The 25,274-nt window shown below is 62.8% G+C and carries 24 protein-coding genes; 6 read left to right on the top strand and 18 right to left on the bottom strand.

Annotation, left to right across the window (positions count from 1 at the left end):
* Positions 1-119: 119 nt before the first annotated feature.
* From OKW41_RS22190 to glnT, 6 genes are all read right to left on the bottom strand, one after another.
* A complete protein-coding gene (locus OKW41_RS22190) occupies positions 120-1,937 on the bottom strand; it encodes a bifunctional protein-serine/threonine kinase/phosphatase (RefSeq protein ID WP_429573958.1) in 1,818 nt (605 codons plus the stop codon).
* Entirely contained in the window at positions 1,938-3,374 is a 1,437-nt protein-coding gene (locus OKW41_RS22185; RefSeq protein ID WP_429573957.1) for an APC family permease, read from the bottom strand. It abuts the gene before it with no gap.
* Positions 3,375-3,454: 80 nt separating this feature from the next.
* Positions 3,455-4,816 (bottom strand): FMN-binding glutamate synthase family protein, encoded by a 1,362-nt coding sequence (locus tag OKW41_RS22180; RefSeq protein ID WP_429447771.1) that lies wholly within the window; start codon positions 4,814-4,816, stop codon positions 3,455-3,457.
* A 62-nt stretch (positions 4,817-4,878) separates the two neighbouring features.
* A complete protein-coding gene (locus tag OKW41_RS22175) occupies positions 4,879-5,568 on the bottom strand; it encodes a protein glxC (RefSeq protein ID WP_429447773.1) in 690 nt (229 codons plus the stop codon).
* Positions 5,556-6,464 (bottom strand): class II glutamine amidotransferase, encoded by a 909-nt coding sequence (locus OKW41_RS22170; RefSeq protein WP_187638208.1) that lies wholly within the window; start codon positions 6,462-6,464, stop codon positions 5,556-5,558. The genes OKW41_RS22175 and OKW41_RS22170 overlap by 13 nt, the downstream gene beginning before the upstream one ends.
* Before the next feature lie 12 nt (positions 6,465-6,476).
* Complete coding sequence (gene glnT / locus OKW41_RS22165; RefSeq protein ID WP_429447775.1) at positions 6,477-7,865, bottom strand: type III glutamate--ammonia ligase; 1,389 nt, start codon at positions 7,863-7,865, stop codon at positions 6,477-6,479.
* 190 nt (positions 7,866-8,055) lie between these two features.
* Between glnT and OKW41_RS22160 the strand changes: the two genes are divergently transcribed.
* Complete coding sequence (locus OKW41_RS22160; RefSeq protein ID WP_187638207.1) at positions 8,056-8,658, top strand: helix-turn-helix domain-containing protein; 603 nt, start codon at positions 8,056-8,058, stop codon at positions 8,656-8,658.
* A gap of 232 nt (positions 8,659-8,890) precedes the next feature.
* On the opposite strand, the gene hutG is transcribed toward OKW41_RS22160, so the two are convergent.
* Complete coding sequence (gene hutG, locus OKW41_RS22155) at positions 8,891-9,685, bottom strand: N-formylglutamate deformylase (RefSeq protein WP_429573956.1); 795 nt, start codon at positions 9,683-9,685, stop codon at positions 8,891-8,893.
* A 24-nt stretch (positions 9,686-9,709) separates the two neighbouring features.
* Entirely contained in the window at positions 9,710-10,675 is a 966-nt protein-coding gene (locus tag OKW41_RS22150; RefSeq protein WP_429447780.1) for a LysR family transcriptional regulator, read from the bottom strand.
* A 202-nt stretch (positions 10,676-10,877) separates the two neighbouring features.
* Between OKW41_RS22150 and OKW41_RS22145 the strand changes: the two genes are divergently transcribed.
* The 5 genes from OKW41_RS22145 to OKW41_RS22125 are packed head-to-tail and all read left to right on the top strand — an operon-like array spanning position 10,878 to position 16,140.
* Positions 10,878-12,065: an NAD(P)/FAD-dependent oxidoreductase gene (locus tag OKW41_RS22145; protein ID WP_429573955.1), complete on the top strand. Its 1,188-nt coding sequence runs from the start codon at positions 10,878-10,880 to the stop codon at positions 12,063-12,065.
* A 22-nt stretch (positions 12,066-12,087) separates the two neighbouring features.
* On the top strand, positions 12,088-12,861 hold the full coding sequence (locus OKW41_RS22140; RefSeq protein WP_429574360.1) for an electron transfer flavoprotein subunit beta/FixA family protein: 774 nt from the start codon (positions 12,088-12,090) through the stop codon (positions 12,859-12,861).
* The gene (locus OKW41_RS22135) at positions 12,858-13,790 is read left to right on the top strand and encodes an electron transfer flavoprotein subunit alpha/FixB family protein (protein ID WP_429573954.1); all 933 of its coding nucleotides are present in this window, start codon (positions 12,858-12,860) and stop codon (positions 13,788-13,790) included. Before OKW41_RS22140 ends, OKW41_RS22135 begins: the two co-directional genes overlap by 4 nt.
* Entirely contained in the window at positions 13,790-14,464 is a 675-nt protein-coding gene (locus OKW41_RS22130) for a HutD/Ves family protein (RefSeq protein ID WP_429573953.1), read from the top strand. The genes OKW41_RS22135 and OKW41_RS22130 overlap by 1 nt, the downstream gene beginning before the upstream one ends.
* Positions 14,465-14,475: 11 nt before the next feature.
* Positions 14,476-16,140, top strand: a complete 1,665-nt coding sequence (locus OKW41_RS22125; RefSeq protein ID WP_429573952.1) for an electron transfer flavoprotein-ubiquinone oxidoreductase — start codon at positions 14,476-14,478, stop codon at positions 16,138-16,140.
* 63 nt (positions 16,141-16,203) lie between these two features.
* Here the strand turns inward: OKW41_RS22125 and OKW41_RS22120 are convergent, their stop codons facing one another.
* The 10 genes from OKW41_RS22120 to OKW41_RS22075 all read right to left on the bottom strand — a co-directional run bounded on the left by OKW41_RS22120 (position 16,204) and on the right by OKW41_RS22075 (position 25,231).
* Positions 16,204-17,130 (bottom strand): flavin reductase, encoded by a 927-nt coding sequence (locus OKW41_RS22120; protein WP_429447792.1) that lies wholly within the window; start codon positions 17,128-17,130, stop codon positions 16,204-16,206.
* Between the two features lie 11 nt (positions 17,131-17,141).
* Positions 17,142-17,969, bottom strand: a complete 828-nt coding sequence (locus OKW41_RS22115; protein WP_429447793.1) for an alpha/beta fold hydrolase — start codon at positions 17,967-17,969, stop codon at positions 17,142-17,144.
* Positions 17,959-18,546, bottom strand: coding sequence for an amino acid synthesis family protein (locus OKW41_RS22110; protein WP_429573951.1), 588 nt, complete (start codon positions 18,544-18,546; stop codon positions 17,959-17,961). Before OKW41_RS22110 ends, OKW41_RS22115 begins: the two co-directional genes overlap by 11 nt.
* A 185-nt stretch (positions 18,547-18,731) precedes the next feature.
* Positions 18,732-19,424: a GntR family transcriptional regulator gene (locus OKW41_RS22105; protein ID WP_429447796.1), complete on the bottom strand. Its 693-nt coding sequence runs from the start codon at positions 19,422-19,424 to the stop codon at positions 18,732-18,734.
* Positions 19,425-19,516: 92 nt separating this feature from the next.
* Positions 19,517-20,599 (bottom strand): ABC transporter ATP-binding protein, encoded by a 1,083-nt coding sequence (locus OKW41_RS22100; RefSeq protein ID WP_429447798.1) that lies wholly within the window; start codon positions 20,597-20,599, stop codon positions 19,517-19,519.
* Positions 20,596-21,393 carry an ABC transporter permease gene (locus OKW41_RS22095; RefSeq protein ID WP_429447799.1) on the bottom strand — a complete coding sequence of 266 codons (798 nt, stop codon included), beginning with the start codon at positions 21,391-21,393 and terminating at the stop codon, positions 20,596-20,598. The genes OKW41_RS22100 and OKW41_RS22095 overlap by 4 nt, the downstream gene beginning before the upstream one ends.
* 1 nt (position 21,394) lies before the next feature.
* Positions 21,395-22,228 (bottom strand): ABC transporter permease, encoded by an 834-nt coding sequence (locus tag OKW41_RS22090; protein WP_429574359.1) that lies wholly within the window; start codon positions 22,226-22,228, stop codon positions 21,395-21,397.
* Between the two features lie 86 nt (positions 22,229-22,314).
* Positions 22,315-23,358 carry an ABC transporter substrate-binding protein gene (locus tag OKW41_RS22085; protein ID WP_429574358.1) on the bottom strand — a complete coding sequence of 348 codons (1,044 nt, stop codon included), beginning with the start codon at positions 23,356-23,358 and terminating at the stop codon, positions 22,315-22,317.
* 75 nt (positions 23,359-23,433) lie between these two features.
* On the bottom strand, positions 23,434-23,748 hold the full coding sequence (locus OKW41_RS22080; RefSeq protein ID WP_429447801.1) for an NIPSNAP family protein: 315 nt from the start codon (positions 23,746-23,748) through the stop codon (positions 23,434-23,436).
* Positions 23,749-23,758: 10 nt separating this feature from the next.
* A complete protein-coding gene (locus OKW41_RS22075; RefSeq protein ID WP_429573950.1) occupies positions 23,759-25,231 on the bottom strand; it encodes an aldehyde dehydrogenase in 1,473 nt (490 codons plus the stop codon).
* Between the last annotated feature and the right edge of the window lie 43 nt (positions 25,232-25,274).

Raw genomic sequence — 25,274 nt, 5'->3', positions numbered from 1 at the left:
TATCTCACAACGGCACGGGCAATGAATCCCATCTTGAACAGCCGCAGCACGGGCCTCGGCGTGTCCATAGCGCGTGGCTTGTGCCGAGTAGCGCGGCTGCGCCGTACCACCAACGCCGCTCAATGCCGCATCAAGGACCACAACAGCAGCGCCAGCAACACCACTACCACGACCTGCCAGAACAGCACCGGATCGCTCTCGAGCAAGGGCTTGCGTCGAACCGGCGCCATCGCATCCCGACCGCTCGAAAAACGATCGAGGTCAGCGCAGACTTCGAGCACGTCCTGATACCTGCGCGCCGGATCGGGCTGCAGCGCTTTCTCCAGCACCAGGTCAAGCCATTGTGGTGCGTCGGGCCGGTACTGATAGAGCGGCACGCGGCCATTGAAGCCGTAGGGCAGCTTGCCGCCGCTGAACAGCCGGTACAGGGTCACGCCATACGCGAACACCTCGGAGCGCGCATCGCCCTTTGCGCCCTTCATCAACTCGGGCGCCATATAAGCGGGCGAGCCCGGTGCGGCGTCGGGGCCCGGCAATTGCATGCCCGGCATATAACCGAAACCGAGATCGAGCAGGCGCGTGCTATCGCCCCGCATCACCAGCACGTTCGCGGGTTTGATATCGCGATGGAAGATATTGCGGCGATTCAGCACGTCGATCGAATGGCCCAGCTGCCGCGCAATCTCGAGCGCACGCGGCAGCGCCATGGGCTGAGGCGCCGCCAGTAGTTTTTCGAGCGTGACGCCTGCGCCGAGTGGCATCACCACATAGAGCCTGGTTTGCCGGTCGGCATCGACCGGCATCGGCGCAAGCACGCCATCGTCGCCGATCTTGCCGGCCAGCCAGCGCTCGCGCACGATCGACTGGCGCACGTTCTCGTCCTGCTCGACACGCGGCTTCGGGAACTTGAGCGCCAGCGGAGTGTTCGGATCGGCCAGATCGTAGCCGCCAAAAATCCGCGAATAGAAGCCATCGCTCAACACCCTCTTGAGCAGATATCCGTCGATCACTTCGCCGGCGTCGGGCACCGCCGGAATCGGCAAGGTGCCGACCACCCGCTCAAGGTAACCGATATCGAGCAAAGGCAGGTCGCCCACGTCGAGCACCGCGCTTGTCACGTCGTCTTGCGTGCCGCGCGCCACTGCCAGCGCGCCGAGCCGGCGTGCCGCTTCGAGCGCACCGCCGCGCGTCGCCAGCACCGTCTGCAGTTCGCGCATCGGCACGCGGCGATAGAGTCCGTCGGAGCACATCAGCAGGCGGTCGCCCTCGCGCAGTTCAAGAGTTTCGATGCGAGTCACCAGCGTCGGATGCATGCCGACCGCTTGCGCCACATAAGAACCGAAGGCGACCGGCACCACGTCGTCGTCACCGAGTTGGGTCAGTTGGCCATCGCGCAGCAGATAAAGCCGCACATCGCCGGCCGCTACCAGATACGCGGTAGCGCGCCGCACGATCAGCGCCGCAAAGGACGCGGCCATCTGCTTCAGTGCAGGGTCGACGCGGCCGATCTGGTGCAGCCAGCCGTGGATTGCTTCGAGCGCGCGCGCAGCGGCCACGCCGGGCTGCAAGGTGTCGGCGAGCCCGTAATAGGCATCGATAAAGGTTCGCACCGAGAGTTCGGCCGCGACCCGTCCGCCCTTGCTGCCGCTCACGCCATCGGCAAGAGCGATCACGCTGCCACGCGCGGCGCGCTCCGCCAGATCGCCGAGCATCACACCGACGTAGTCTTCGTTGATGTGATCCTGCCCGCGGGCGCAGGCAGGGAAAGAAACACAACCAATCGCGAGCGAGGCGCACTCGCCGCGCTCCGGCCTCAACTGCAGATCGATTTCCTGGCCGCCCATTCCGCGACCGCTAACGAGCCTTCCCTCGGGATCGTCCGGCATTCGCCCCGTGCTGGGTGCGGGCAAACTATCCGGAAAGAAGGGTTCACTCATTTACTTTTTGCCGTGGGTCATCACGTCGCTGGTTTCCAGATCGTGCTCGATCTTTTCGAGCACCTGCGGCGAGCGCTTCTTGAGCATCAGCAACCAGGCTGCGCCAACCAGCATATACGCAACGAACAAATACGGCAGGATGTTATACGGATAGTCGGGCACCGGATACACGCTGCCGATCACCGCGCCGACCATCGCCAGTGCACCGAGCACGCCCCACACCACGTTACTCGTCTTGAGCTCGCCCTGTTTCTTCAGGTAAACCGGCGCCGCGACGGCGACCAGGAAATACACGACCAGGAAGCCAAAGGTCGCAAACGTACTGGTATAGCCGAAGGTGTTGAGCGGACCCGTGCCGAGCATCGCGATACATACCACGAAGGTCACGATGGAGGAAAACGCAACGGCCAGGTACGGTGTCTGGTGCGTGCGATGCACCATGCCCATCGAGCGGTGCACGAACTGATAGCGGCCCATCGAATACAGCAGGCGGCTGGACGAGTTGATGCACGCAAGCACGCACGAGAACGCACTGACCGAGGCAATCAGATAAAACACCGGACCGAGCGGCGAGGCGCCGACGCTCGTGAGCAAGGTGCTGAGCACGGCCGAATCGCCGCCGAGCTTCGCTGCGTCGTCGTGGTAGGCGATCGTCATCGAATAGGCCACAAACATAAAGAACAGGCCCGACAGGATCACGCACCAGACCACCGCACGCGGAATGACGCGCAGCGGGTTCCTGGTTTCCTGGCCGAGCGAGGCCGCGCTCTCGAAACCCACGTACGAGAAGATGCCGAGCACCATACCCTGCGCCATGCCCTTGCCGCTCACGCCCTGCAGCCCCAACTGCGTATGGTCGATGATATGGTCCGGATGCAGTGCGAGCACATAGATCAGCACACCGCCCACGATCACCACCGAAGCGGCTTCGATTGCCAGCGACAGGCGCGAGGAGAGCTTCACGTCACGTGCCGAGAAGAACCAGGCGAGGCCGACAAAGACCGTGTAGACCGCCCACGACGGGACATTGATACCCCAGGCCGTAAAAGCGTTCTGCACGAACACGACGCCCGCGGCGCCAACCCCCATTGCCGTGCCCACGTAGGCCGCGATCAACCCCCAACCGGCAATGCCACCCGCCATCGGCCCAAGCGCGCGAGAGATATAGATAAAGAACGACCCAGCCGACGCGATCCGGCTCGAGAGCGCGATGATGCTCATGCTCACCAGCAATAGCCCGAGTGTCGAAAGACCATAAATCAACCAGGTCCCCGCGCCGGCCAGCGCCGCGATCGCGGTTACGTTGATCGACGGCGTGAAAGTTGGTGAAAGGTTCGCGATGGATTGGCCGATGACCTCGGGAAAACCTAAGGTACCGGCACGCAGGCCACCCGATGATGCCGGCGCTGCTTGTGTGGTGCTTTGCGGAGTGCTCATATTGGGCTCCTGATGGATTGGTGAATCAAGGTTGAATGCACCCAACTCTTCCACAGTCAAAAAACGCAAAACAACTCAATTCATGTGGTCCATCCGGGAATCCACGAAGTACCCGCGAGCGGAATGCGCGCCATCGCCGCGGCTTCCACAGTCAGGGCAACGAGATCCTCGGGCTCCAGGTGATGCACGTTCTGCTTGCCGCAGGCCCGCGCGATCGTCGTCAGCTCCATGTTCAGCGTCTTCAGGTAGTTGCGCACGCGGCGCGAGCCTTCGTCCGGCTGAACGCGTTGTTCGAGCACGGCGTCCTGCGTCGTCACGCCGACCGGGCATTTGCCGGTGTGGCAGTGATGGCAGAAACCCGGCGACGTGCCGAGCGCGGCATAGTCCGCCGTCGCCGGATGCAGCGCGCCGTTCTGAAAGTACGTATCGCTATTGCAGCCGAGCGCCATCAACATGCCCTGCCCGATCGCGACCGCGTCGGCGCCCATGGCGAGCGCCTTCGCCACGTCCGCGCCGGAGCGAATGCCGCCCGACACGATCAACTGCACCGTGCCCTTCATGTTCAGGTCTTCGAGCGCATCCACGGCCTGACGAACCGCGGCCAGCGTCGGAATACCCACGTTCTCGATAAAACATGTCTGGGTGGCGGCGGTGCCGCCCTGCATGCCGTCGATCACCACCACGTCCGCCCCGGCGTGCACGGCCAGCTTGACGTCGTTGAACGTACGCGTCGCGCCGACTTTCACGTAGATCGGTTTTTCCCAATCGGTGATTTCGCGCAATTCCTGAATCTTGATCGCCAGATCGTCGGGACCGGTCCAGTCCGGATGACGGCTCGCCGAACGCTGGTCGACGCCCGCGGGCAGGGTGCGCATCGAGGCCACGCGCGGGTTCACCTTCTGCCCGAGCAGCATGCCGCCGCCGCCCGGTTTAGCACCCTGCCCGATCACGACTTCGATCGCATCGGCACGGCGCACGTCGTCGGGATTCCAGCCATAACGCGACGGCAGGCACTGATACACCAGCGTCTTTGACGCGCGGCGCTCTTCCTGCGTCATGCCGCCGTCGCCGGTCGTGGTGGATGTGCCCATCGCGGTAGCCGCCTGGCCGAGGGCTTCTTTCACGTTCGCCGACAGCGCGCCGAAGCTCATGCCCGAAATCGTGATCGGAATATCGAGCACGACCGGCTTCTTCGCGAAACGCGTGCCGAGCACTGTCTGCGTCGCGCATTTCTCGCGATACCCTTCGAGTGGATAGCGTGACAGCGACGCGCCAAGGAACAGCAGATCGTCGAAATGCGGCACGCGGCGTTTCGCTCCCAGACCACGAATTTCATAGAGGCCGCGCTGCGCGGCGGCGTGGATATAGTCGATCGTCTTGCGGTCGTAGCCTTGCGACTCTTCCTGCTGCAAGCGGGCGAAATGGATGGGTTTGGCTTCCATGGGGACCTTCTTGATGAACTCGGTGTTCGGTTGCGGGTTCAACCCGCGCTCGATATGTCTGGTCAATATTCCTGGTCCGCGTCAGCGTTCCAGTGGTAGAGCGTGCGCGCCGATGCAATGCGCTTGAACGAGCGCGGATCGTGATCGAGGCCCGCCGCGTCGAGCAACGCTCCGACCGCCGCCACGTCCGCGTCGGTCATCGGTTCGAACTGCGCGTCCGCGCCGAGCGATTTCACTTCGCCACGCACATAAAGCACGGCTTCGTACAATGAGTCGCCCAAGGCATCGCCCGCATCGCCGCAGATCACCATGCGCCCCGCCTGAGCCATGAAGGCCGAGAAACTGCCCACCGAGCCGCCGACCACGATGTCGCCGCCCTTGAGCGAAATCCCGCAGCGCAAGCCCGCATCGCCGTCGATCACGAGCAGGCCACCATGTGCGGACGCCCCCGCGCCATTCGATGCAAATCCCTTCACGTGGACCTTGCCGCTCATCATGTTTTCCGCGACGCCGGTGCCCGCGCTGCCCTCGACGACGATCGTCGCGAGCTGGTTCATGCCGCCCACGTAATAACCGGCGTGTCCTTGCACCGTGACCGTCGCGTGCGCGTTGATGCCCACCGCGATGTTGTGCGCCCCGTTCGGCGACGCGATGTCGACCTTCACGCCTTCGAGCGCTTCTTTCGCGCCATGCAGGTACTGGTTCAGTTCGCGGACCGACGACCCCTCAAGGTCGAACTTCATGCTTTCCATACATACATCTCCTCGGGTGCGGGTTCGAATACCCTGGCGTTTTTGATGTCCGGCAAATGCGCGAGCGAGCGGAACTCGGAAGCGATCGCCACGTAGTCGTCGTTTTCTGCGACCACTGCGGGTTTGCACGCGAACGGATCGCGAATCAGCGCGAGTTCGGTCGAGGTGCCCATCAGGAACGTGTAGAAGCCGTCGAGCTCTTCGAAGCCCTTCTGCAACGCGACCGGCAGTTCATCGCCTTCGCGCAGCCGCCATTCGAGGAAGCGGCACGCGGCTTCGGTATCGTTGTCCGTCTCGAAGCGGATACCTTGCGGCTCCAGCTTGCGGCGCACGCCATGCGCATTCGACAGCGAGCCGTTATGCACGAGGCAAAAGTCTTCGCCGGCCGTGAACGGGTGCGCACGATCGGGCGTGACCGCTGACTCGGTCGCCATCCGCGTATGGCCGACGAGATGCGAGCCGGTCAGCTTCGAGAAGTCGTAACGCTGCGCAACCTCGGCAGGCGAGCCGATGTCCTTGTACAGATCGATCGAGCGTCCGGTGGACAGCAGGAACAGCTTCGGAAAACGCTCGGTGAGCCATGCCTTCACAGCGTCAACATTGCCGTTCACGGTCAGCACCGCGTGATTGCCCTTCGTCTCCACCCGCGCATTCACGTCGATCGCGCCGTTCAGCGCATCGAGCAGCGCGTTCCAGTCGAAGCCGTCGCCGGCTTCCGTAAAGCCCGCATACAGGCTCAGCTTGCGCTGGCTTTCGCCGACCGCACCGCCGAACACGGCGAGTCCGGCCGAGTCAGGGCCGCGCTCGGTCATACCGATCAGCATCGGCACCATCAATTGACCGAGTTGCGCGCGCAGTGCCGGCGTCTTGACCAGCAAGCCTACAATTCCACACATAGTCGTACCCCCTTAGAAGAATTCCAGATAACTTTTCATTTCCCAGTCCGAAACATGGCGCATGTACTCGAGCCATTCCATTCGTTTGAGCTTGATGAATTCGTCGGCGACGGGGCCGAGCGCATCGCAGATCAGCCGATCACTTTCGAGTGCGTCGAGCGCCTGTTCGAGGTTCTGCGGCAGGATGCCGATCTGGTGCTCGCGCAACTTCGCGGGCGACCAGTCGTAGAGGTTTTCATTGGCCGGTGCACCCGGCGACAATTCACGTTCGACGCCGTCGAGACCCGCCGCGATCACGGCGGCCGTCGCGAGATACGGATTGCATGCGCCGTCGGGCAGACGCAGTTCGATGCGCTCGCCTGGCATGCGCACCATCGTCGAGCGGTTGTTGTCGCCGTAGCTGATGTAGGCCGGCGCCCACGTCGCGCCCGTCAGCGAGCGGCCCACCACGAGACGCTTGTACGAGTTGACGGTCGGATTGCATAGCGCGGCGAGTGCCGGCGCATGCGCGAGCAGTCCCGCAGTGAACTGATAGCCGAGCGTGGATAGCCCCATGCCGAGCTTGTCGCTTTTGTCCGAGAACAGATTGCGTTCGCCGTCGCCGATCGACATATGCATGTGCATGCCGTTGCCCGGACGGTTCGCGAAGGGTTTGGGCATGAACGAGCAGATCATGCCCAACTCGTTCGCGATCTCGGATGCAGCCATCTTGAAGAACACGTAGTGATCGCACGAGGTCAGGCAATCGGTATACGTGTAGTTGATTTCGAACTGGCCGTTCGCATCTTCGTGATCGATCTGATAGACGTCGATGCCGACCGAGCGCATCGATTCGGTGAGCCTTTCCAGGAAGACGCGAGTGCGCGACAGTCCCTTGTAGTCGTAGCACGGCTTGGCGAGCGTATCGCTCGGGTCGCACGGTTCGATCGCGCCCGTCACCGAGCGCTTGAGCAGCGAGAACTCCGGCTCCAGTCCGGTGAAAAGCGTCCAGCCGCGTTGCGTCATGCGCGCGACCTGCTTCTTCAGCGTGACGCGCGAGTCGTATGCCCACGGCAGCCCATCAACGTGGCCGTCGCAGACGATTCGCGCGAGACCGTCCTGCCAGGGCACCGGCGTGAGCGTCGACAGATCGCCCACCGCCATGTAGTCCGGACCGTTCGGCTCGATCCCCACGCCCCAGATCGCGAAGCCCGCAAAGCCGGCGCCGGCCTTCAGTACGCCCTTCAGATGCGCGACCGGGACCGACTTGGCCTTCGCGACCCCGTGAATATCCACGAATTGCGCCAGCACGTATTTCACGCCGCGTTGCGTGAGGTAGTCCTGCGCCTCTTCAGCCGAGCCAAAGCGGGGCACGCTACCCAACTCGTTGACCGGCAGCTTGCTCGCATCGTTCAGGTTCATCGTCACTCCTTGCATCACCATCGCTGGCTGATTGGCGAGTCATGCCCCATTGCACGACCCCACTGCGAGCCTGTTCGCAGCATCAATACAAATTTATTACTGTGCAACAATATTTCCCAACAAGAAACATTCAGCGCGCAATGCGGCCTTTCTTATCTGCTACCCTCACGCCTTTCAACGAGGTTCAACCATGCAAAACGGCGAAGACAGCAAAAACTCGCTCGAACGCTATCTGGGCGCGACGATCCGCGAACTTCGCCAGCGCCACGGGCTGACGATCGCCCAGGTGTCGGAGCAGGCCGGGATCAGCCGCGGCATGCTCTCGAAGATCGAGAACGCCCAGACTTCCACCGGGCTCGACGTGCTCAACCGGATCGCCAATGCGCTCGGTGTGTCGATGTCCACCCTGTTCCGCCGCTTCGACGTTCCCGAAGGCGGCGCCCAACTCGTGAAGAAGGGCGAAGGCATGGAGGTGGTCCGTAAAGGCACCAAACGCGGCCACACCTATCACCTGCTTGCCTACGACCAGGGCCCCAAAAAACTGTTCGAGCCGTTCCTGATCACGATGGACGACGAATCGGAAACCTTCCCCGTCTTCGAACACCAGGGCACCGAGTTCATCCACATGCTAAAGGGTGTCATCGAGTACCGGCACGGCCAGCAAACCTACATCCTGCATCCCGGCGACACCCTCACCTTCCAGGCCGACGTGCCCCACGGTCCCGAGCGGCTGATCGAAATGCCGATCCAGTTTCTGTCCATCTTCGTGTACGGCGAAGGTGACCGGGACTGATGCGCCTTCAGTCGCCGCTACTTCTTATGCAACCTCCATGCCATGATTACCAATGGGAACATAAGATTCACGATGGGAAACACTTTGGGCGAACCGACGGCATGAAACGGGTGACTTCCGCGGATCCTCACCGCGTCAAAGCAGTGCGGTTTACCGACCTGCGCGGTGCCTCGCTGCACAGGAACGGCACCTCGGGTTCAGATACATCAACAGCATTACTTATACAAAGTGGTCACAGGTGCTCGAGCGCATTCAGCGCGCCGCCCACCATGCGCTGTAGCGTGGGTTGAAGAACCGCCGCGCGTGCGTCGTGATAGGAGAACGGCGCGTCTTCATTCATGTAGATGCACTGACACATTTCAAGCTGAACCGCGTGGATACCGCGCTCGGGTTCGCCATAGTGACGCGTGATATAACCACCCTTGAAGCGGCCGTTCGCGACCCACGTGTAGGCGCTGTCCGCAGCGGCTCGTTCGGCTGCGTTTTGCACGAGCGCGTTTGCGGTGCGGCCGTCTTGCGTCCCAAGATTGAGATCCGGCAACTTCGCGTCGAAAAGGCGCGGCAGTACGCTCGCGATCGAATGTGCTTCCCATAGCAGTACATTCGGATGCCGCTCGCGCAGCCTCGCCAACTCCGCTTGCAATGCCGTGTGGTATGGCTGCCAATAGGCAGCCACGCGGCGTTGCTTCTCCGCCTGATCGGGTTCCTGACCGGGCCGGTAAACCGCTTCGCCCCGAAACGTTTCCGTTGGACAAAGGCCCGTCGTCGTTTGGCCGGGGTACAGACTCTCGTCGTTCGGCGGCCGGTTCAGATCGATCACGTACCGGGAAACGCGCGCGCCCAGCAAAGTCGCGCCCAGCGATTTCGCAAAGTCGTAGAGACGGTCGAGATGCCAGTCGGTGTCCGCTACACTCAGTGCCACCTCCGAATACCCATGATTCAGCGACGACGGAATCTCCGTGCCGAGATGCGGAATCGAAATCAGCAACGGCGCATCGCCACGATGCAAGTTGTAAAGCTCAGTCATCGTTGACTCCTTCTAATTTTTTTCTCAGCGCAGCGCGCCATCGGGCAAATGCGGCAATACGCGGGCCAGCGCCGGCCGGATGCTGTGATCGAGCACGCCACGTGTGAGTGTGATGATCTCCGACGCGAAATCGTCCCATTCACCCTGACGATGCAGCAGAAAAAAATCACGACGCCCAAGACGGCTATCGGGCAGCGGCAATACGGCAATGTCGTCGAGATAATGACGCGCCTGCCACAAACAGAGCGGCGTCGAAATGGCAAATCCGAGCCCTGCGGCCACGAGACTCAATAGTGGATCGGTCGCGTCGAATTCATAGCGCCGCGCGCTCTCTATGCCAAGATGCCGCGCGAACCGCTCAACCTGCTGGCCGATCACGGAGCGCGCCGTATAGCGGATTAGCGGCAATTCCAGTGCGAGCGTGCGCCAGTCGACGTTCTTGCGCTGATCGAGATAACGTCGCGCCACGACGGCCACGAAGGCTTCCGAAAATAGCGGGACTTCGACAATCCGTGCGTCGCTCAATAACGTCTGCGTGCAGATCGCCACGTCCAGTTCACGGTCGTGCAACTGCTTGCTGAGGCCCGGCGTCAGACCAGACCAGAGCGAAATCTGCCGCGCCGAGCCCGATACCGCCCGGATCAGTTCGGGCCCCACGGTGGCCGCGAACGAATCCACGCAACCGAGCCGCACCGGCAGCTTGCCTGCATGCGACGCATCGCCGACGCGCGCGCTCACCATCTGCGCATGTTCGATCAACGGACCGGCCAGTTCCAGCAATGCGCGTCCAGCGATATTGGGGCGTGGCGGCCGGCTTTCGCGATCGAACAGATCGACGCCTTGATCGCGCTCCAGCGCGCCAATGGCCTGGCTGATCGCGCTCTGGCTTACGCCCAACTGCTTCGCCGCGCCCGTCATGGACCCCGCCTCGCAGACTGCGATGAAAGCCTGCAACGCGCGCAGGTCGATGGGAGGTTGGGTTCGTCGCATGAAGACTCCGCTGGTTATCGCGTCTGGCGCCTTTCGCCTTCTTGCCCTCTTTTGTCACGGAAGAGCCTGCATGATGCTTTTTTTCTGCCGGCACTTGCCGACCATGAGCAATCCACGGTCTGCACCATAAGTTTGCCTAATACAAAAGTCCCGTGGGGTTCGGCTGCCTAGAATCGGCTCCATCTTCAACGCAGAGGTTCACATGAGCCATTACGATTTTGTTGTGATCGGAGCCGGTGTAATCGGAGCCTCGGTAGCCCATCATCTGGCCGCGCTCGGCGCGAAAAGCGTGCTTGTGCTTGAACGCAGCACCATTGGCGCGGGCACGACGTCACAGTCGTCCGGTCTGTTGCGCACCCATTATTCGGTGAAACAGAACGTCGAACTGGCCCGCTCGTCGTGGCGGGCTTTCAACAATTTCGCCGAATATGTTGGCGACGAGGAAGCGTCGTGCGGTCTCGTCAAATGCGGCTACATGATTTGCGCACCGGACGGCGGCAAGATCGATCCGCTGCGCGCGTCGTTGACCGCACAACAGGACATGGGTATCGAGGTCCAACTGCTCGACCGGGCCGAGGCGCGCGAACGCCTGCCGATCGCGCAATTCGACGACGCCGCGTTGATCGGCTACGAGCCGGAAGCGGGCTTCGCCGACGCGTATCTGGTTGCGACCAGCTTCGCTCGCGCGGCGCGCCGTCAAGGCGTCAGGATCATGGAAGGCGTGAGCGTTACCGGCGTAGTACGCGAAGGCCGCAAGGTGGTGGGGGTTCAGACGTCGGCTGGCTCGTTCGGTTGCGGCGCGCTGATCAGCACGCAGAACATCTGGACGCCGGAGATGGCCGCGTGGATGGACGTCGATTTGCCGGTCAAGCCTGAACGTCATACGGTGCTTGCGCTGGAATGCGACACAGCCGCCTATTCGTTCAAGATGCCCGCGTTCAAGGATCTTGGCTCAGCCGGGATGCTTTACTACCGCAGCTATGGCGGCAGCCAGATGCTCGTGTCCGAAGGCGTGGTCGGCGAAACGTTGAATGCGCCGGAGACCGAGCAAGGCGATATCTCGCTCGATTACGTCGGCGAAGTCGGCGCGCAAGTCGCCGAACGCTTTCCCGCTTATGAGACCGCAGGTCTGGCGTCGTCATGGACGGGTGTGTACGACGTCACGCCCGACTGGAATCCGGTGCTCGGCTCAGTTGGCGATATCGAAGGACTGGTGGTGGGATTCGGTTTCTCGGGACACGGTTTCAAGCTGTCGCCGGGGGTCGGTAAGATTCTCGCGCAGCATGCACTTGGGCAGCCCACTGAGGTTTCGCTGGCCCCCTATGCGTTGAGCCGGTTTGCGAGCGGTGCGCTGCTCGTCGGCAAATACGGCGCGGGCGCCGTGTCCTGATCCGGACCCTATCCACATGACCATTCGAATTCTCGTTCCCGTCAAACGGGTCGTCGATGCCAACGTGCGCGTGCGGGTCAGTGCAAGCGGCGTGATCGATACGGCCGGTTTGAAGATGTCGCTCAACCCCTTCGACGAATGCGCGGTCGAAAAGGCCCTGCAACTCAGGGAGGCAGGCGTGGCCTCCCAGGTAACGGTGGTGACGTGCGGCCAGTCCACCAGCCAGGACGTGTTGCGCACCGCCCTCGCGATGGGCGCCGACGACGCCGTGCTGATCGACACCGGCGCCGCCAGCGCCAGCGTGGACTCGCTGGCCGTCGCGCGCTTGCTGCGCGCGTACATGGCAACGAGCGACTTCGGCCTCGTCCTATGCGGCAAGCAGGCAATCGACAACGACATTGGCGGCGTCGCCGCCATGCTCGCGGCGTTGCTTGGCTGGTCCCAGGCGCTGAACGCAAGCGCGTTGTCCGCACGCGACGCTCACTGGCAGGTGACGTGTGGCGATGACGGCGGCACATCCGTGTGGGAACTGGACGGTCCGAGCGTTATCAGCGCGGACTTGCGTCTGGCCGAGCCGCGTCGCGTCACGCTGCCGAGCATCGTCAAGGCGAAGCAGAAACCGCTTGTGACGATCGACGGCGCATCGCTCGGCGTCGATCTGACGCCGAGCACGACGATCATCGAACTGCGAGACCCGCCTGTGCGCGAGGGCGGCATCAAGGTCGCGAATACCGCCGCGCTGCTGGATGCGCTCGCCGCACAACGTCCGTTGGACAACCTCGGAGCACCGGTATGAGAAGCCTTGTGGTAGGGGAATGGGAGCATGGCGAGTTCGCGGAATCGACGCGGCGCGCCGTCACTGCGGCGTTGCAACGTGGTTTGCCGGTCGACGTCCTGGTACCGGCAGCAGGCGCCCACGCTGCGGCCAGCATCACCGGCGTGGAGCGCGTGCTCGCCATCACGGGCGATGTGGCTCATGTTCAGGTGCCCGAAACGCTCGGCATGCAGCTTCAGGCCGTCTCTCACGATTACACGCTGATCGTCGCGAGTCACCGCAATCTCGGCCGCAGTGCGTTGCCGCGTGCCGCCGCGCTAACCGATGGCGCGTTTCTCGCGGACGTGACCGGCATCGACGCGCAAGGCCGCTTCACGCGAGGTCTTTATGCGGGCAGCGTCATCGCCAAAGTATCGGTCACAGCGCGCGTGACGTTTGCCACGGTACGCACCTCATCTTTCGTTGCGGCGCAGGCATCGGGCGGTGTCGCCGTGATTGTCGAAACGGAACCGGTCGCCGCGTTCAAGAAAACGAAGCTACTGGAGCGCCAGGCATCCGGACAATCCGGACGCGATCTGAACACGGCACGTGTCGTCATCTCGGGCGGCCGCGGACTGGCATCGAAAGACAACATGGTCCGTCTCGGCGAGTTCGCCGATCGCATAGGTGCCGCACTCGGCGCATCGCGAGCCGCCGTGGATGCGGGTTATGCGCCGAACGCCACGCAAGTGGGACAGACCGGCAAGACCGTCGCACCCGACGTGTATTTCGCATTCGGCATCTCCGGCGCGATCCAGCATCTGGCCGGCATGAAGGATTCGAAGGTGATCGTCGCCGTCAACAAGGATCCGGACGCGCCGATTTTTTCGGTGGCAGATTACGGCATCGTCGGCGATCTGTTCGATGTGTTAGGTGAGCTCGAAGCCCATGCCGGCGCAAGGGCAGCGTGATGGAACTCGACCTTCCGAACCCCATCTCGCGCGATAGCGGCGAAGCGCTGGGTCATCTGAAAACGCATCGTGCGGACGAGAACCTGCCGTCGGTCCGCTTTCTCGACTGCACGTCGGTCCCGCCCGAACCATGGGTCAACGGCGGCGGTACGACCCGCACCCTCGCTCGTGGTGCGAATCCGGCGGGCATAGCCGACTGGCGCGTGAGTCTGGCGGACCTTCAGGGCGCCGCGCGGTTTTCGCAATTCCCCGGCTTCGAACGGACTCTGCTGCTGATCGACGAGGGCACAGTCGATCTGCATTCGCAGGACGGCCAGTTGCTCGCGCGAACGGGTCAGCCAGTGCAGTTCTCCGGTGACCTGCACGTGTGGGTCAGCTTGCCGACGAAGCCCGTCCAGGTGCTCAACTTGATGGCACGGCGCGAAGCGTGCCGCGCGAAAGTCAGTGTCGCGACGAACGCGTTGCGGATCACGCCAGCACGCGTGCAACTGTTGATCAGTCTCTCCGGACAATGGAGCCTGTCGAGTGAGTTACTGAAGAACGTCACGCTGTCGCCGATGCATGGCATCTGGATCGAAGGCCGCAGCGACGAGCTGGATCTGCATCATGTCGGGCCCGGCGCGAAACTGGTGTCGATTGCGATCGAACCGATCGTCCCGCCACCCGCGCAATAAAGAATGCAACCATGCAGAACCTGAGAGAGCAATACGGCCCGCGCGAGTCGATGGAATACGACGTGGTGATCGTCGGCGGCGGCCCGGCTGGCCTGTCCGCAGCGATCCGCCTGAAACAGCTGGCGGCTGAAAAAGGCGTCGAGTTTGGCGTGTGCGTACTGGAAAAAGGCTCGGAGATCGGGGCGCATATCCTGTCGGGCGCGGTGATGGACCCGCGCGCGATCACCGAACTGATCCCGGACTGGAAGGAAAAAGGCGCGCCGCTCACGGTGGACGTGACCGAAGACAGGTTTCTGTTCCTGACCGAGACCGGCTCGAAGAGCGTGCCGGTCTGGGCGCTGCCGGAGAACTTCAAGAACCACGGCAACTATGTGATCAGCCTCGCAAACGTGACGCGCTGGCTGGGCCAGCAGGCCGAAGCCGCGGGCGTGGAGATTTTCCCGGGCTTTCCGGCCGCGGAGGTGTTGTACAACGACGACGGCTCGGTGAAAGGCGTCGCCACCGGCAACCTGGGCATCGGCAAGGACGGCGAGCCGACCGGGAACTTCCAGCTCGGCATGGAACTGCACGCGAAGTACACGCTGTTCTGCGAGGGCGCGCGTGGCCACCTCGGCCGTCAGCTGAACGACAGGTTCAAGCTGCGCGAAGGCGCCGATCCGCAGGTCTACGGTATCGGCATCAAGGAATTGTGGGAAATCGATCCGGCGAAGCACAAGCCGGGTCTGGTGATGCACACGGCTGGCTGGCCGCTCGAAAACGACACCTACGGCGGCTCGTTCCTCTATCACATGGACAACAACCAGGTGGTGGTGGGCTTCGTGGTCGGGCTCGGCTACACGAACCCATATCTGTCGCCGTTCGAGGAATTCCAGCGCTACAAGACGCATCCGGCGATCCGCGCGATCCTCGACGGCGGCAAGCGCGTGTCGTACGGCGCGCGCGCGATTACCGCCGGCGGCCTGATGTCGCTGCCCAAGCTGGTGTTCCCGGGCGGCGCGCTGGTCGGCGAGGACGCGGGCTTCCTGAACGCATCGCGGATCAAGGGTTCGCATGCGGCGATCAAGACCGGCATGCTCGCCGCCGACGCTGCTTTCGAAGCGGTGCAGGCGGGACGTCAGTCAGACGAACTGACCGCTTATCCAGCGTCGTTCAAGACTTCATGGCTGCATACCGAACTGCATCGCGCACGCAACTTCAAGCAGTGGATGAGCAAGGGCCTGTACCTCGGTACGCTGATGGTCGGCATAGAGCAGAAGCTGCTGGGCGGCACCGTGCCGTGGACGCTGCATCATCAGCATTCGGATCACGAGATGCTCAAGCCGGCTTCGCAGTGCAAGCCGATCGTGTGTCCGAAGCCGGATGGCAAGCTGACCTTTGACCGTTTGTCTTCGGTGTTCATCTCGAACACCAATCACGAGGAGAACCAGCCGGCTCACCTGACACTGAAAGATCCTGCCGTACCGGTCAATATCAACCTTCTCACTTACGATGGCCCCGAAGCACGCTTTTGTCCCGCAGGCGTCTATGAATTCGTAAAGGAGAACGGTTCGCCGCGCTTGCAGATCAACGCGCAGAACTGCGTGCACTGCAAGACGTGCGACATCAAGGACCCGACGCAGAACATCGTGTGGGTCGCACCGGAAGGTGGCGGCGGTCCGAACTACGCGAACATGTGACCGCGGCAAGGAAAAACGGCTTCAAAATTCGAAGCCGTTTTTCTTATGCACAGACGGATCAATTCAAACATTCGCCACCAACGATTGCACGGTGCCTTTTTCGACATCGCCCACATAGATGCCGAACGCGTCTTCGGTCCGCTCCTTGACGTAGCGGCGCAGCATCGATTGCACGGCCGGCTCGCGAATCTCGTCCCACGGTATCGCGTCGAGCGGCACGTAGCGAACGTCCGCTGCCGCCGGCGCGTCATCGACCACCCGTCCGCGATAGTAGATGTGCGTGACGCCCTTCTCTTCGAACACTGCAAACAGAAAATCGAGGTTGACGTTCAGCTTCAGACCGTCGAGCACGCCACGCAGACTCGCGGCGTCCGTCAGCGGCTCAAGCCGCGTGCCGGTGGGCAACTGCAATCCGCTCGCTGTCCTGATCAGCACGATTCCGTTGGCGTGCTCGAGAATCGCGCCGACCTGCGCACGTTGACCTGTCGCCGCCAACGCTTCCTGCGACAAACTGAAATCCACATACGCGCCACGGCAGTACCCTAACGGCGTCGCGCTCGAATGCGTGAAATCCACCACGCGACCGATCAGGATGATGTGATCGCCGGCATCCACTACCTGATGCGTCTCGCAGTCGAAGCTCGCCGCCGCGCCGTCCATCACCGGGCTGCCGGTGCGCCGCGCGTGCCACGCGACCTGTGCGAACTTGTCCGCGCTCTTCGACGCGAACACGCCTGACACGGGCCGCTGATCTTCCGCCAGCACGCTCACGGCGAAACGCTGCGTCTGTGAAAACACCGGATGGCTCGACGCGGTCTTGGCGATGCACACGAGGATCAACGCCGGATCGAGCGACACCGACGTGAACGAATTCGCGGTAAAGCCGCGCGGCGAGCCATCCCGCTGGATCGTCGTCACCACCGTCACGCCGGTGACGAACGCGCCCAGCGCACGGCGAAACTCGATGAGGTCAAAAGAAGAATCGGTCATGGTGCTGCTCCTCAGGACTGACGGCTCACATCGCGAATAAAGTGCAGAAGCCGCTGATTCACAATCGACGGCGCCGTAACGTTCATCATGTGCCGTTCGTTGGCGATGATCTCAGCGCGGCCAAGCGGCGCCGCGGCCGCCATCGACTCCGACATCGCCGGGCTCGAATTCGAATCGCACTCGCCGGTCATGAACAGCGCGGGCATGGCGAGCTGCGGCAGGCGACCCAGGTGCGCCTGGTCGGAACTCGCAAACAGGCGATATGTCCGCGCGTAGCCTTCGAGGTCGACGCTCTCCAGCAACGAACGCACCAACTCAGCGACGCTCGCCAGATGACCGGGCACGGGATCGTCGAACCAGCGGGCGAGCGTCGCGTCGATGCTCGGCTGGTCGAGGCCGCCGTTCAATGACGCCGCGCGCTGCATCACGGCAGCCCGTTGTGACGGCGTGCGGTCGTACACCGCGTTCAAAGCGGTCACGCTCGTCACCCGCGACGGGTGCCGCAACGCGAATTCGAGCGCGATCAGCGAACCCATCGAGTGGCCGACGACGTGCGCCGTCCTGACGTCGAGATGATCCAGCAGCGCCAGCAACTGCGCCGCGTATTCCTCCAGTTGCGGAGCAGCCGCAGGCAGCCGGCTCGCGCCATGCCCCAGCATGTCGTAGCTGACGACGCGAAAGTGCGCCTGCAACGCTTCGACCTGCGGTTCCCACACGCGGCGATTCATTCCCACACCATGGATCAGCACGAGGACCTCGCCCTCGCCTGCCACGCTATAGGCCGTGCCGTCGAATACACCGCTCCTCGACGCATTTGCGATATCGGTTTCACGCTTCATTGGAGCCCAGCTCCTTCAGATCCTGATAGCGGTCGCCAATCCGGTGATGCGGCCGGCCGCCAATCGACGCGCCGAGCGCAATGACGAGTTCGTCCGGCGCGGGCGCGTCGATGATCGAAAACTGGATGGTCAGGTAGTGCGAGCGCATGCCTTCGTCGTCCTTGTGCATCAGCGGAATCGTGACCGGGCAGTTCGGGCCGCCGCGCAGGTTCGTGAAGCTCAGATAGCTCTTGGCGCCGACCGCCTGGCGAAACCTGTTGCCAAAGCGCAGCGTGTGAATCAACGCCGAGGCGTGCTCGACTTCACCCGACGTCCCGACGATCGCCGCCTTGCCGTAACCCTCCACCGCGTCGCCAGAGCCAGCGATGCGCAGGATCTCGGCCGTCAACACTTCACCGAGCTGCGGCCCGAGCGCGTGAATCTCCGGCTTCAGGTCTTCGACGAAGCCGCGCCCGGCCCACGGATTGCGCAGCACCGCCGCTGCCGCGAACAGTTTCAACGGCTTGGGTGCGACCTTGCCGCCCTCGATGAACGTGTCTTCCACATAGGTGAGCAGCTTGCGAATCTCGAGCTTCATAAGAGTTCCTCCGGAGACAAGTGCGCCTTGGCTCAGTGCGCGACGCGTGGGAGGTATTATGGTATTCCATATTAGCGCATGCAAGGCCTTTCATCCCGATGACGGGTTTACGAGACTTCCTGCGAAGTACAGGCGAAAAAAAACCGTCGCGAGCGACGGTTTTTCTGGAGGACGAACCGACGTATTCAGGCGCTTTCGCTCTGATCCGTGACCTGCTCGGCAAGCGTGGTCATGGCGATCGCCGCGGTGCGCCGCACATGCTCGAGCGATGCCGCAGCGGCCGCATCGCCATCTTTCTTCGCAATCGCAGCCAGCAGCTTGTTCATTTCGCGATTCGAATCAGTGCCGCGCCCCGGCGAAGAAATCGTCACCGAACGCAGCTGGTTGATGCGGCCATTCAGCGACTTGACCACCTGATGCATCATCAGCTTGTGGCCGCCCGCGAACATCGCTTCGTAGAAGCGTTCGGTGTAGGTCAAAACGCGGCGGAAGTCGGACTTGTCGAACGCGTCTTCGATTTCCTTACGCAGTTCGCGCAGTTGCTTCACGAGCGCGGGCGTCGCAAGCTCGGCGCAGGCCCGGGCCGCTTCTGACTCAAGCAACGCCCGAATCTCGTAGATTTCCTGCACCTGTTCCGGGTCGAGTCGCGCGACGATCGGGCCCGAATGCGCGACCGTCTCTACCAGCCCTTCCGTTTCCAGATGGCGCAGCACTTCGCGCACCACGGTCCGGCTCACGCCCAACTGATCGCACAACGTCCGCTCGATCAACCGGTCGCCGGGACGATAAAAGCCCTGCGAAATGGCCTCGCGCAGCTTCTCGAGCGTGAGTTCGCGAAGGGTTGGTGCACTGCGGTCAACGCGCATCTGTTCGATCATGGCGAGCTTCCCAGGCAATATCCCTGGGCCGGTTGGTTCTTGGAATACCAAAGTATCGCACAGCCGTCGGCGGCGAACCGCGGTGCCGTGCGTCATGCGGGAAACACTTGCGCGTGAGACCGGTCCCAGTCGAGCCAGGCCTGTGCGCCCACCGCGAGCGCCGCTTCATGCGTGCCCGCTGCGGTGCGTATCGCGATCTCCTGCTGCCACGGTGTCGCCACCGAATAGTGCATCGTGTCGCCCAGGTACGTGATGTCGCGCACGACGACCGGCAAGCCGTCGTTCGCAACCTGCGGCGCCTGCGCGCGAATACGGATCTGTTCGGGCCGCAGCATCAGCGCGCCGCCGTCGCCGGCGTTGAGCGTATGGTCGCAGCCCGCAATCGGCACCGGTTTGCCGTTCGGGAACACCGCATGCGAGTCCGCGTGGCCGCCGGCCAGCGTGACCGGCAGAAAGTTCGAATTGCCGATGAAGCTCGCCACGAAGCGCGACGCCGGCTTCCGGTAAAGGTCCTCGCCCGTGCCGACCTGCTCAATGCGTCCTTTGTTGAACACCGCGATCCGGTCGGACAGGCGCAACGCCTCCTCCTGATCATGCGTCACATACAGGATCGTGACACCGGTTTGCTGATGAATCCGGCGCAGTTCGGTCTGCAATTCTTCACGCAGCTTCTTGTCGAGTGCGGACAGCGGCTCGTCCATCAGCAGGACTGGCGGATCGTAGGCAAGCGCACGCGCAATCGCGACGCGCTGCTGCATGCCGCCCGACAACATGCCGGGCATCCGGTCGCGGCAATCGCCCAGGTGCACGAGCTTGAGCATTTCATCGACTTTTGCCCGCACTTTGGCTTCAGGCCAGCGCCGCACGCGCAACGGAAACGCGACGTTCTCGCCGACCGTCAGATGCGGAAACAAGGTATAGCGCTGAAACACCATGCCGATATTGCGGCGATTCGGCGCGACGGACAGTAGCGGCTTGCCGTCGAGCAACACGCGGCCGTCAGTGGGCGACTGAAAACCGGCGACGATATATAACGTCGTGCTCTTGCCGGAGCCGGACGGCCCGAGAAAAGTCATGAACTCGCCCTTGTTGACGTCGAGCGACACCTGATCGATGGCGACGACCTGATCGTAGGTCTTGCGAAGGCGCTGAATCTGCAAAAACGGTGAGTTCACGATTTACCTCTCTTGAGTACAAGCCCCAGCAACATCAGGACAACGGTCAGTCCAACCAGCAGAGACGACGCGGCGGCAATCACCGGCGTCAGATCTTGCCGCAGCGTGCTCCAGATGCGCACGGGCAGCGTCTGTAGAGTCGGACTTGCCATGAAGATCGAGACCACGACTTCGTCCCACGACGCAAGAAACGAGAAGATCGCCGCGGCAAACAGGCCAAGCCGGATAGCCGGCAACGTGACCCGCCATTTCACTTCGAACGGACCGGCACCGCAAATCAGCGCGGCATCTTCGAGCGACGTGTCGAAGCTCTCGAGCGAATTGCTGATCGCGATGATCGAAAACGGCAGCGCGATGATCAGATGCCCGATCACGAAACCGACCAGCGTGCCCGTCAAACCGATGCGAAGGAAAAACCCGTACAGCGCGACGGCAAGCACGACGACCGGCAGCACCATCGGCGTGAGGAAAAACGCCTTCAGCAACGCGCGTCCGCGAAAATTGCCGCGTGTCAGCGCCAGCGACGCCAGCAGGCCCAGCACCACCGACAACACCATCACGACGAGTCCCAGTTCGACGCTCGTGAGCAGCGAGTCGAACCAGCCCGGATCGGAGAACAGCGTGCTGTACCACTGCAGCGTCCAACCGGGCGGCGGAAACATCAGCCATTGCGAATCGCCGAACGACAGCGCGACGATGAACAGCACCGGCAGCAGCAGGAACAGCGACACCGCGCCACCCACGCTCAGCAGCATCCAGCGCAAGGGACCAAGACGATCGAAATCGAGCAGCATGTCAGTGAACTCCTGTGGCGCTCGCGGCGCGGCCCGAGAAGCGAAGCTGTACCGCGTACAGCGACAACGTGACGAGCAGCAGCACGAACGCGGCCGCACCCGCCAGCCCCCAGTTCAACAATTGCTGGACGAGTTGCGCGATCAGTTCGGCGAGCATCATGTATTCCGGGCCACCCAGCAGCGCGGGTGTGACGAAGTAGCCGAGCGCCATCACGAACACCATCAACGCGCCACTGGCAATGCCTGGCATCGCGAGCGGCACGAGCACGCGCCAGAATGCCTGCCAGCGGCTCGCGCCGCAGATTGCGGCAGCGCGCAGCGTGGTCGGATCGATCGCGCGCAAGGTGGCGTGCAGTGGCATCACGAGAAACGGCAACATGATGTAAGTCATGCCGATCGTCACGCCAGTGAGGTTGTTCACGAGCGTGAGCGGCTCATGGATGACGCCGAGCCACATCAGCAGGCGGTTGATCGGACCGGTCTGTTGCAGCAACACCATCCATGCGAAGGTGCGCGCGAGCAGATTGGTCCACATCGACAGCAGCAGGATCGCGAACACCAGCTTGCCGATCCAGCGCGGCGCGATTGCGAGCAACCATGCGGTCGGGATGCCGATCACGACGGTCACGGCGGTCACCACCGAGGCGACGAAAAACGTATTGCCGAACACGCGCAGATAGGTAGTCGAGCCGAATAGCTGCGCGTAGTTCTGAAGGCCGGGCGTCGGCTCCAGCACGCTGCGCAGCAGCAGTGAGAGCACCGGCAACAGGAAAAACACGACCAGCAGCAACAGCGCCGGCGCGACCAGCCGGATCTTCCTGAAACCGACGGTCATCTTCGGCGCCACGACCGGCGGCTCCGCGATAGTACTGACTGCATTCGACATGATGACTCCTTCGCTGGGTTCGTCCGGTCGGCGCTTTACTTCGATTGCCACGCGTACCAGCGCTTCGCGATTTCATCGCGGTGATCGGCCCAGTACTTCATGTCGAGATTGATCTGCGTCGCCTTGTATTGATCCGGCTGCGTCTTCGCGACATCCGGCGGCAGGAGCGCGGCGGATTTCAGATTGACGGGCGCATAACCGGTTGCAGCGGCAAAATTCGCCTGAGCCTGCGGCGCGGTTGCGCTGGCAAGGAACTTCATCGCCTCGGCTTTATGTTTCGTACCCTTCGGCACCACCAGCATGTCGGCCGCGGTCAGGTTCTGATTCCACGACACGCCCACGTCCACGCCGGTCTGCTGCAACGCATGCAGCCGGCCGTTCCAGAACACGCCGATCGGCGCTTCGCCGGATGCCATCAGCTGCTGCGACTGCGCGCCGCCGCTCCACCAGACAATCTGGCTCTTGATCGTGTCGAGCTTTTTGAAGGCGCGATCGAGATCGAGCGGGTAGAGCTTGTCGGGCGCGACGCCATCGGCTAGCAAAGCGACTTCAAGCACGCCGGGCGCGGACCACTTGTAGAGCGTGCGCTTGCCAGGAAAACGCCTGGTGTCGAACAGATCGGCGTAGTTCGCCGGCGCGCCGCTCCTGTACGCCGCCTTGTTGTAGCCGAGCACGAACGAATAGTAAAAACTGCCCACTGCGCCCGGCGACATGAAGCGCGGGTCAAGTTGCGCCTTGTTCACCACCGAATAGTCGATCGGCTCGACGAGGCCGTCACGAAGCGCCGCATACGCGAAATCGCCTTCGACGTCGACCACGTCCCACTGCACGTTGCCGCTGTCGACCATCGCCTTGAGCTTGCCGTAATCGGTCGGGCCGTCCATCAGGACCTGAATGCCCGACGCCTGCGTGAACGGCTGCGCCCAATCCTTCTGCTGAGCCGACTGGGTCGTTCCGCCCCAACTGGCGAATACGATCGGCGCGGCGGCCGCGGACACCGGCGTATGGATCAACACGGCTGACGCGGCGGCCACGGTGGTGGCCACCGTGAAAGCCACTGCGCGCGCCCGCGCGGGCATACGTAGCGCTTGCTTCATGACTGCTCCTTGAAAGGATACGGCTGGCTTCGAGAGGACGGGTTGCGAATGCGGTTCTTACTTCAGCGGCGAAAACGCGGCGGGCTTCATGATCTTGCTTTCCATGGTTTCCATCAGCGCCTGAATCTTCGGTGTGAAGGCCTGCCATGCGGGATCTTCGGCGAGCCGTTGACGGCGCGCTTCGCGCTCGTCGAGACTCGGATACGCCCACATGTGGATGATCTGGTTCAGCGGTCCGATCTCCGAGAAGAAGTAGCCGACGAGTTCACCCAGATAGCGCTTCTGCAGCTCGATGCCTTCTTCCTCGACCAGCTTCAGATACGCGCGCACTGCGCCTGTCCTGATCTTGTACGTGCGGATTTCGTAGTACATATAGGTTTCCTTAGCGCATGACGAACGGGTCCGCGATCGGGTCGTCCGACGTGCGAATCCAGACGGATTTGGTGCGCGTGTAATCGAGTACCGCATCGAGGCCACCCTCACGCCCGAGGCCGCTCAGTCCATAGCCGCCGAACGGCACGATCGGAGACACGGCGCGATAGGTGTTGACCCAGACGATCCCCGCACGCAACTGCCGCGTGAGCCGATGCGCGCGCGTCAGATCGCGAGTGAACACACCCGACGCGAGGCCATACTTCGTGTCGTTGGCGAGCGCGAGCGCTTCGGCCTCTGTGTCGAAGGACATCACGCTCAGGACCGGTCCGAACAACTCCTGCGCAACGCTCGGCACCGTGGACGACGGGCAATCGACGATGGTCGGTTCGAAGAAGAAACCGTCGCCGTGTCCTGCGGGACGGCCACCGCCCGTCAAAAGCATGGCGCCCGCCTTGAGACTGGCACCGAGCACTGCTTCGATGTGATCGCGTTGCCTGCGCGTCGCGAGCGGTCCCATTTCGGTATCCACGTCCTGCGGATCGCCGATCCTGATTGCGCGCGCTTTTTCGACTAGCCGTGCGAGTAGCCGGTCACGGATGCCGCGCTGCACGAGCAATCGCGAGCCCGCCACGCAGCTCTGCCCCGTCGCGGCGAAGATGCCCGCGATCACCGCGTGGCTGACGCTGTCCAAATCGGCGTCGTCGAAAACGAGCACCGGCGATTTGCCGCCCAGTTCCAGCGACGTCGCCGCAAGGTTCTCGGCGGAGTTGCGCACGATCTGCCGCGCGGTGTCGGGGCCGCCTGTGAACGCGATCTTCGACACGAGCGGGTGGCTCGTCAGCGCGCGGCCGCAATCCGCGCCGAAACCGGTCAGGATGTTGACGACGCCCGCCGGAAAACCGGCCTCGTGCACGAGCCTGGCGAAGGCGAGCAGCGGCGCGGGGCCTTCCTCGGACGCCTTCAGTACGATCGTGCAGCCGGCGGCGAGCGCCGGCCCGATCTTCACGGCCGAGAGAAATAGTTGCGAATTCCACGGCACGATGCCGGCGACCACGCCGACCGGTTCGCGCCGGAGGAAGACGTCCATGTCGGGTTTGTCGACGGACAGGCAGGCGCCCTGGATCTTGTCGGCGACGCCCGCGTAATAGCGGTAGTACTCGGCCACGTAGCCGATCTGGCTGCGTGTCTCGCGGATGATCTTGCCGGTGTCTGCCGTCTCGAGTTGCGCGAGCTCCAGCGCGTTCGCCGCAACGAGGTCCGCGAGCCTGTACAACAGCTTGCCGCGCTGGCTGGCCGTCAGGCCCGCCCACTCCGGCGCGAACAAGGCGCGGTCCGCGGCTTGCACCGCACGGTCCACGTCCGCCACGCTGGCCGCGGGCATCGTCGCCCATGCGGCGCCGGTCGCGGGATTCACGCTATCGAAGGTTGCGGCCGCGTCGCTGAACTCACCGTCGATGTAATGCTGGAACGACTTCAACATAACTTCTGCTCCTGAGTGCAGAACGTCGATTCAAGGATGAACG

Source organism: Paraburkholderia sp. UCT70 (genome assembly GCF_050434085.1).
Taxonomy (GTDB): domain Bacteria; phylum Pseudomonadota; class Gammaproteobacteria; order Burkholderiales; family Burkholderiaceae; genus Paraburkholderia; species Paraburkholderia tuberum.
The sequence above is the reverse complement of the archived record's forward strand: the minus strand, read 5'-3'. Positions and strand labels throughout refer to the sequence as shown.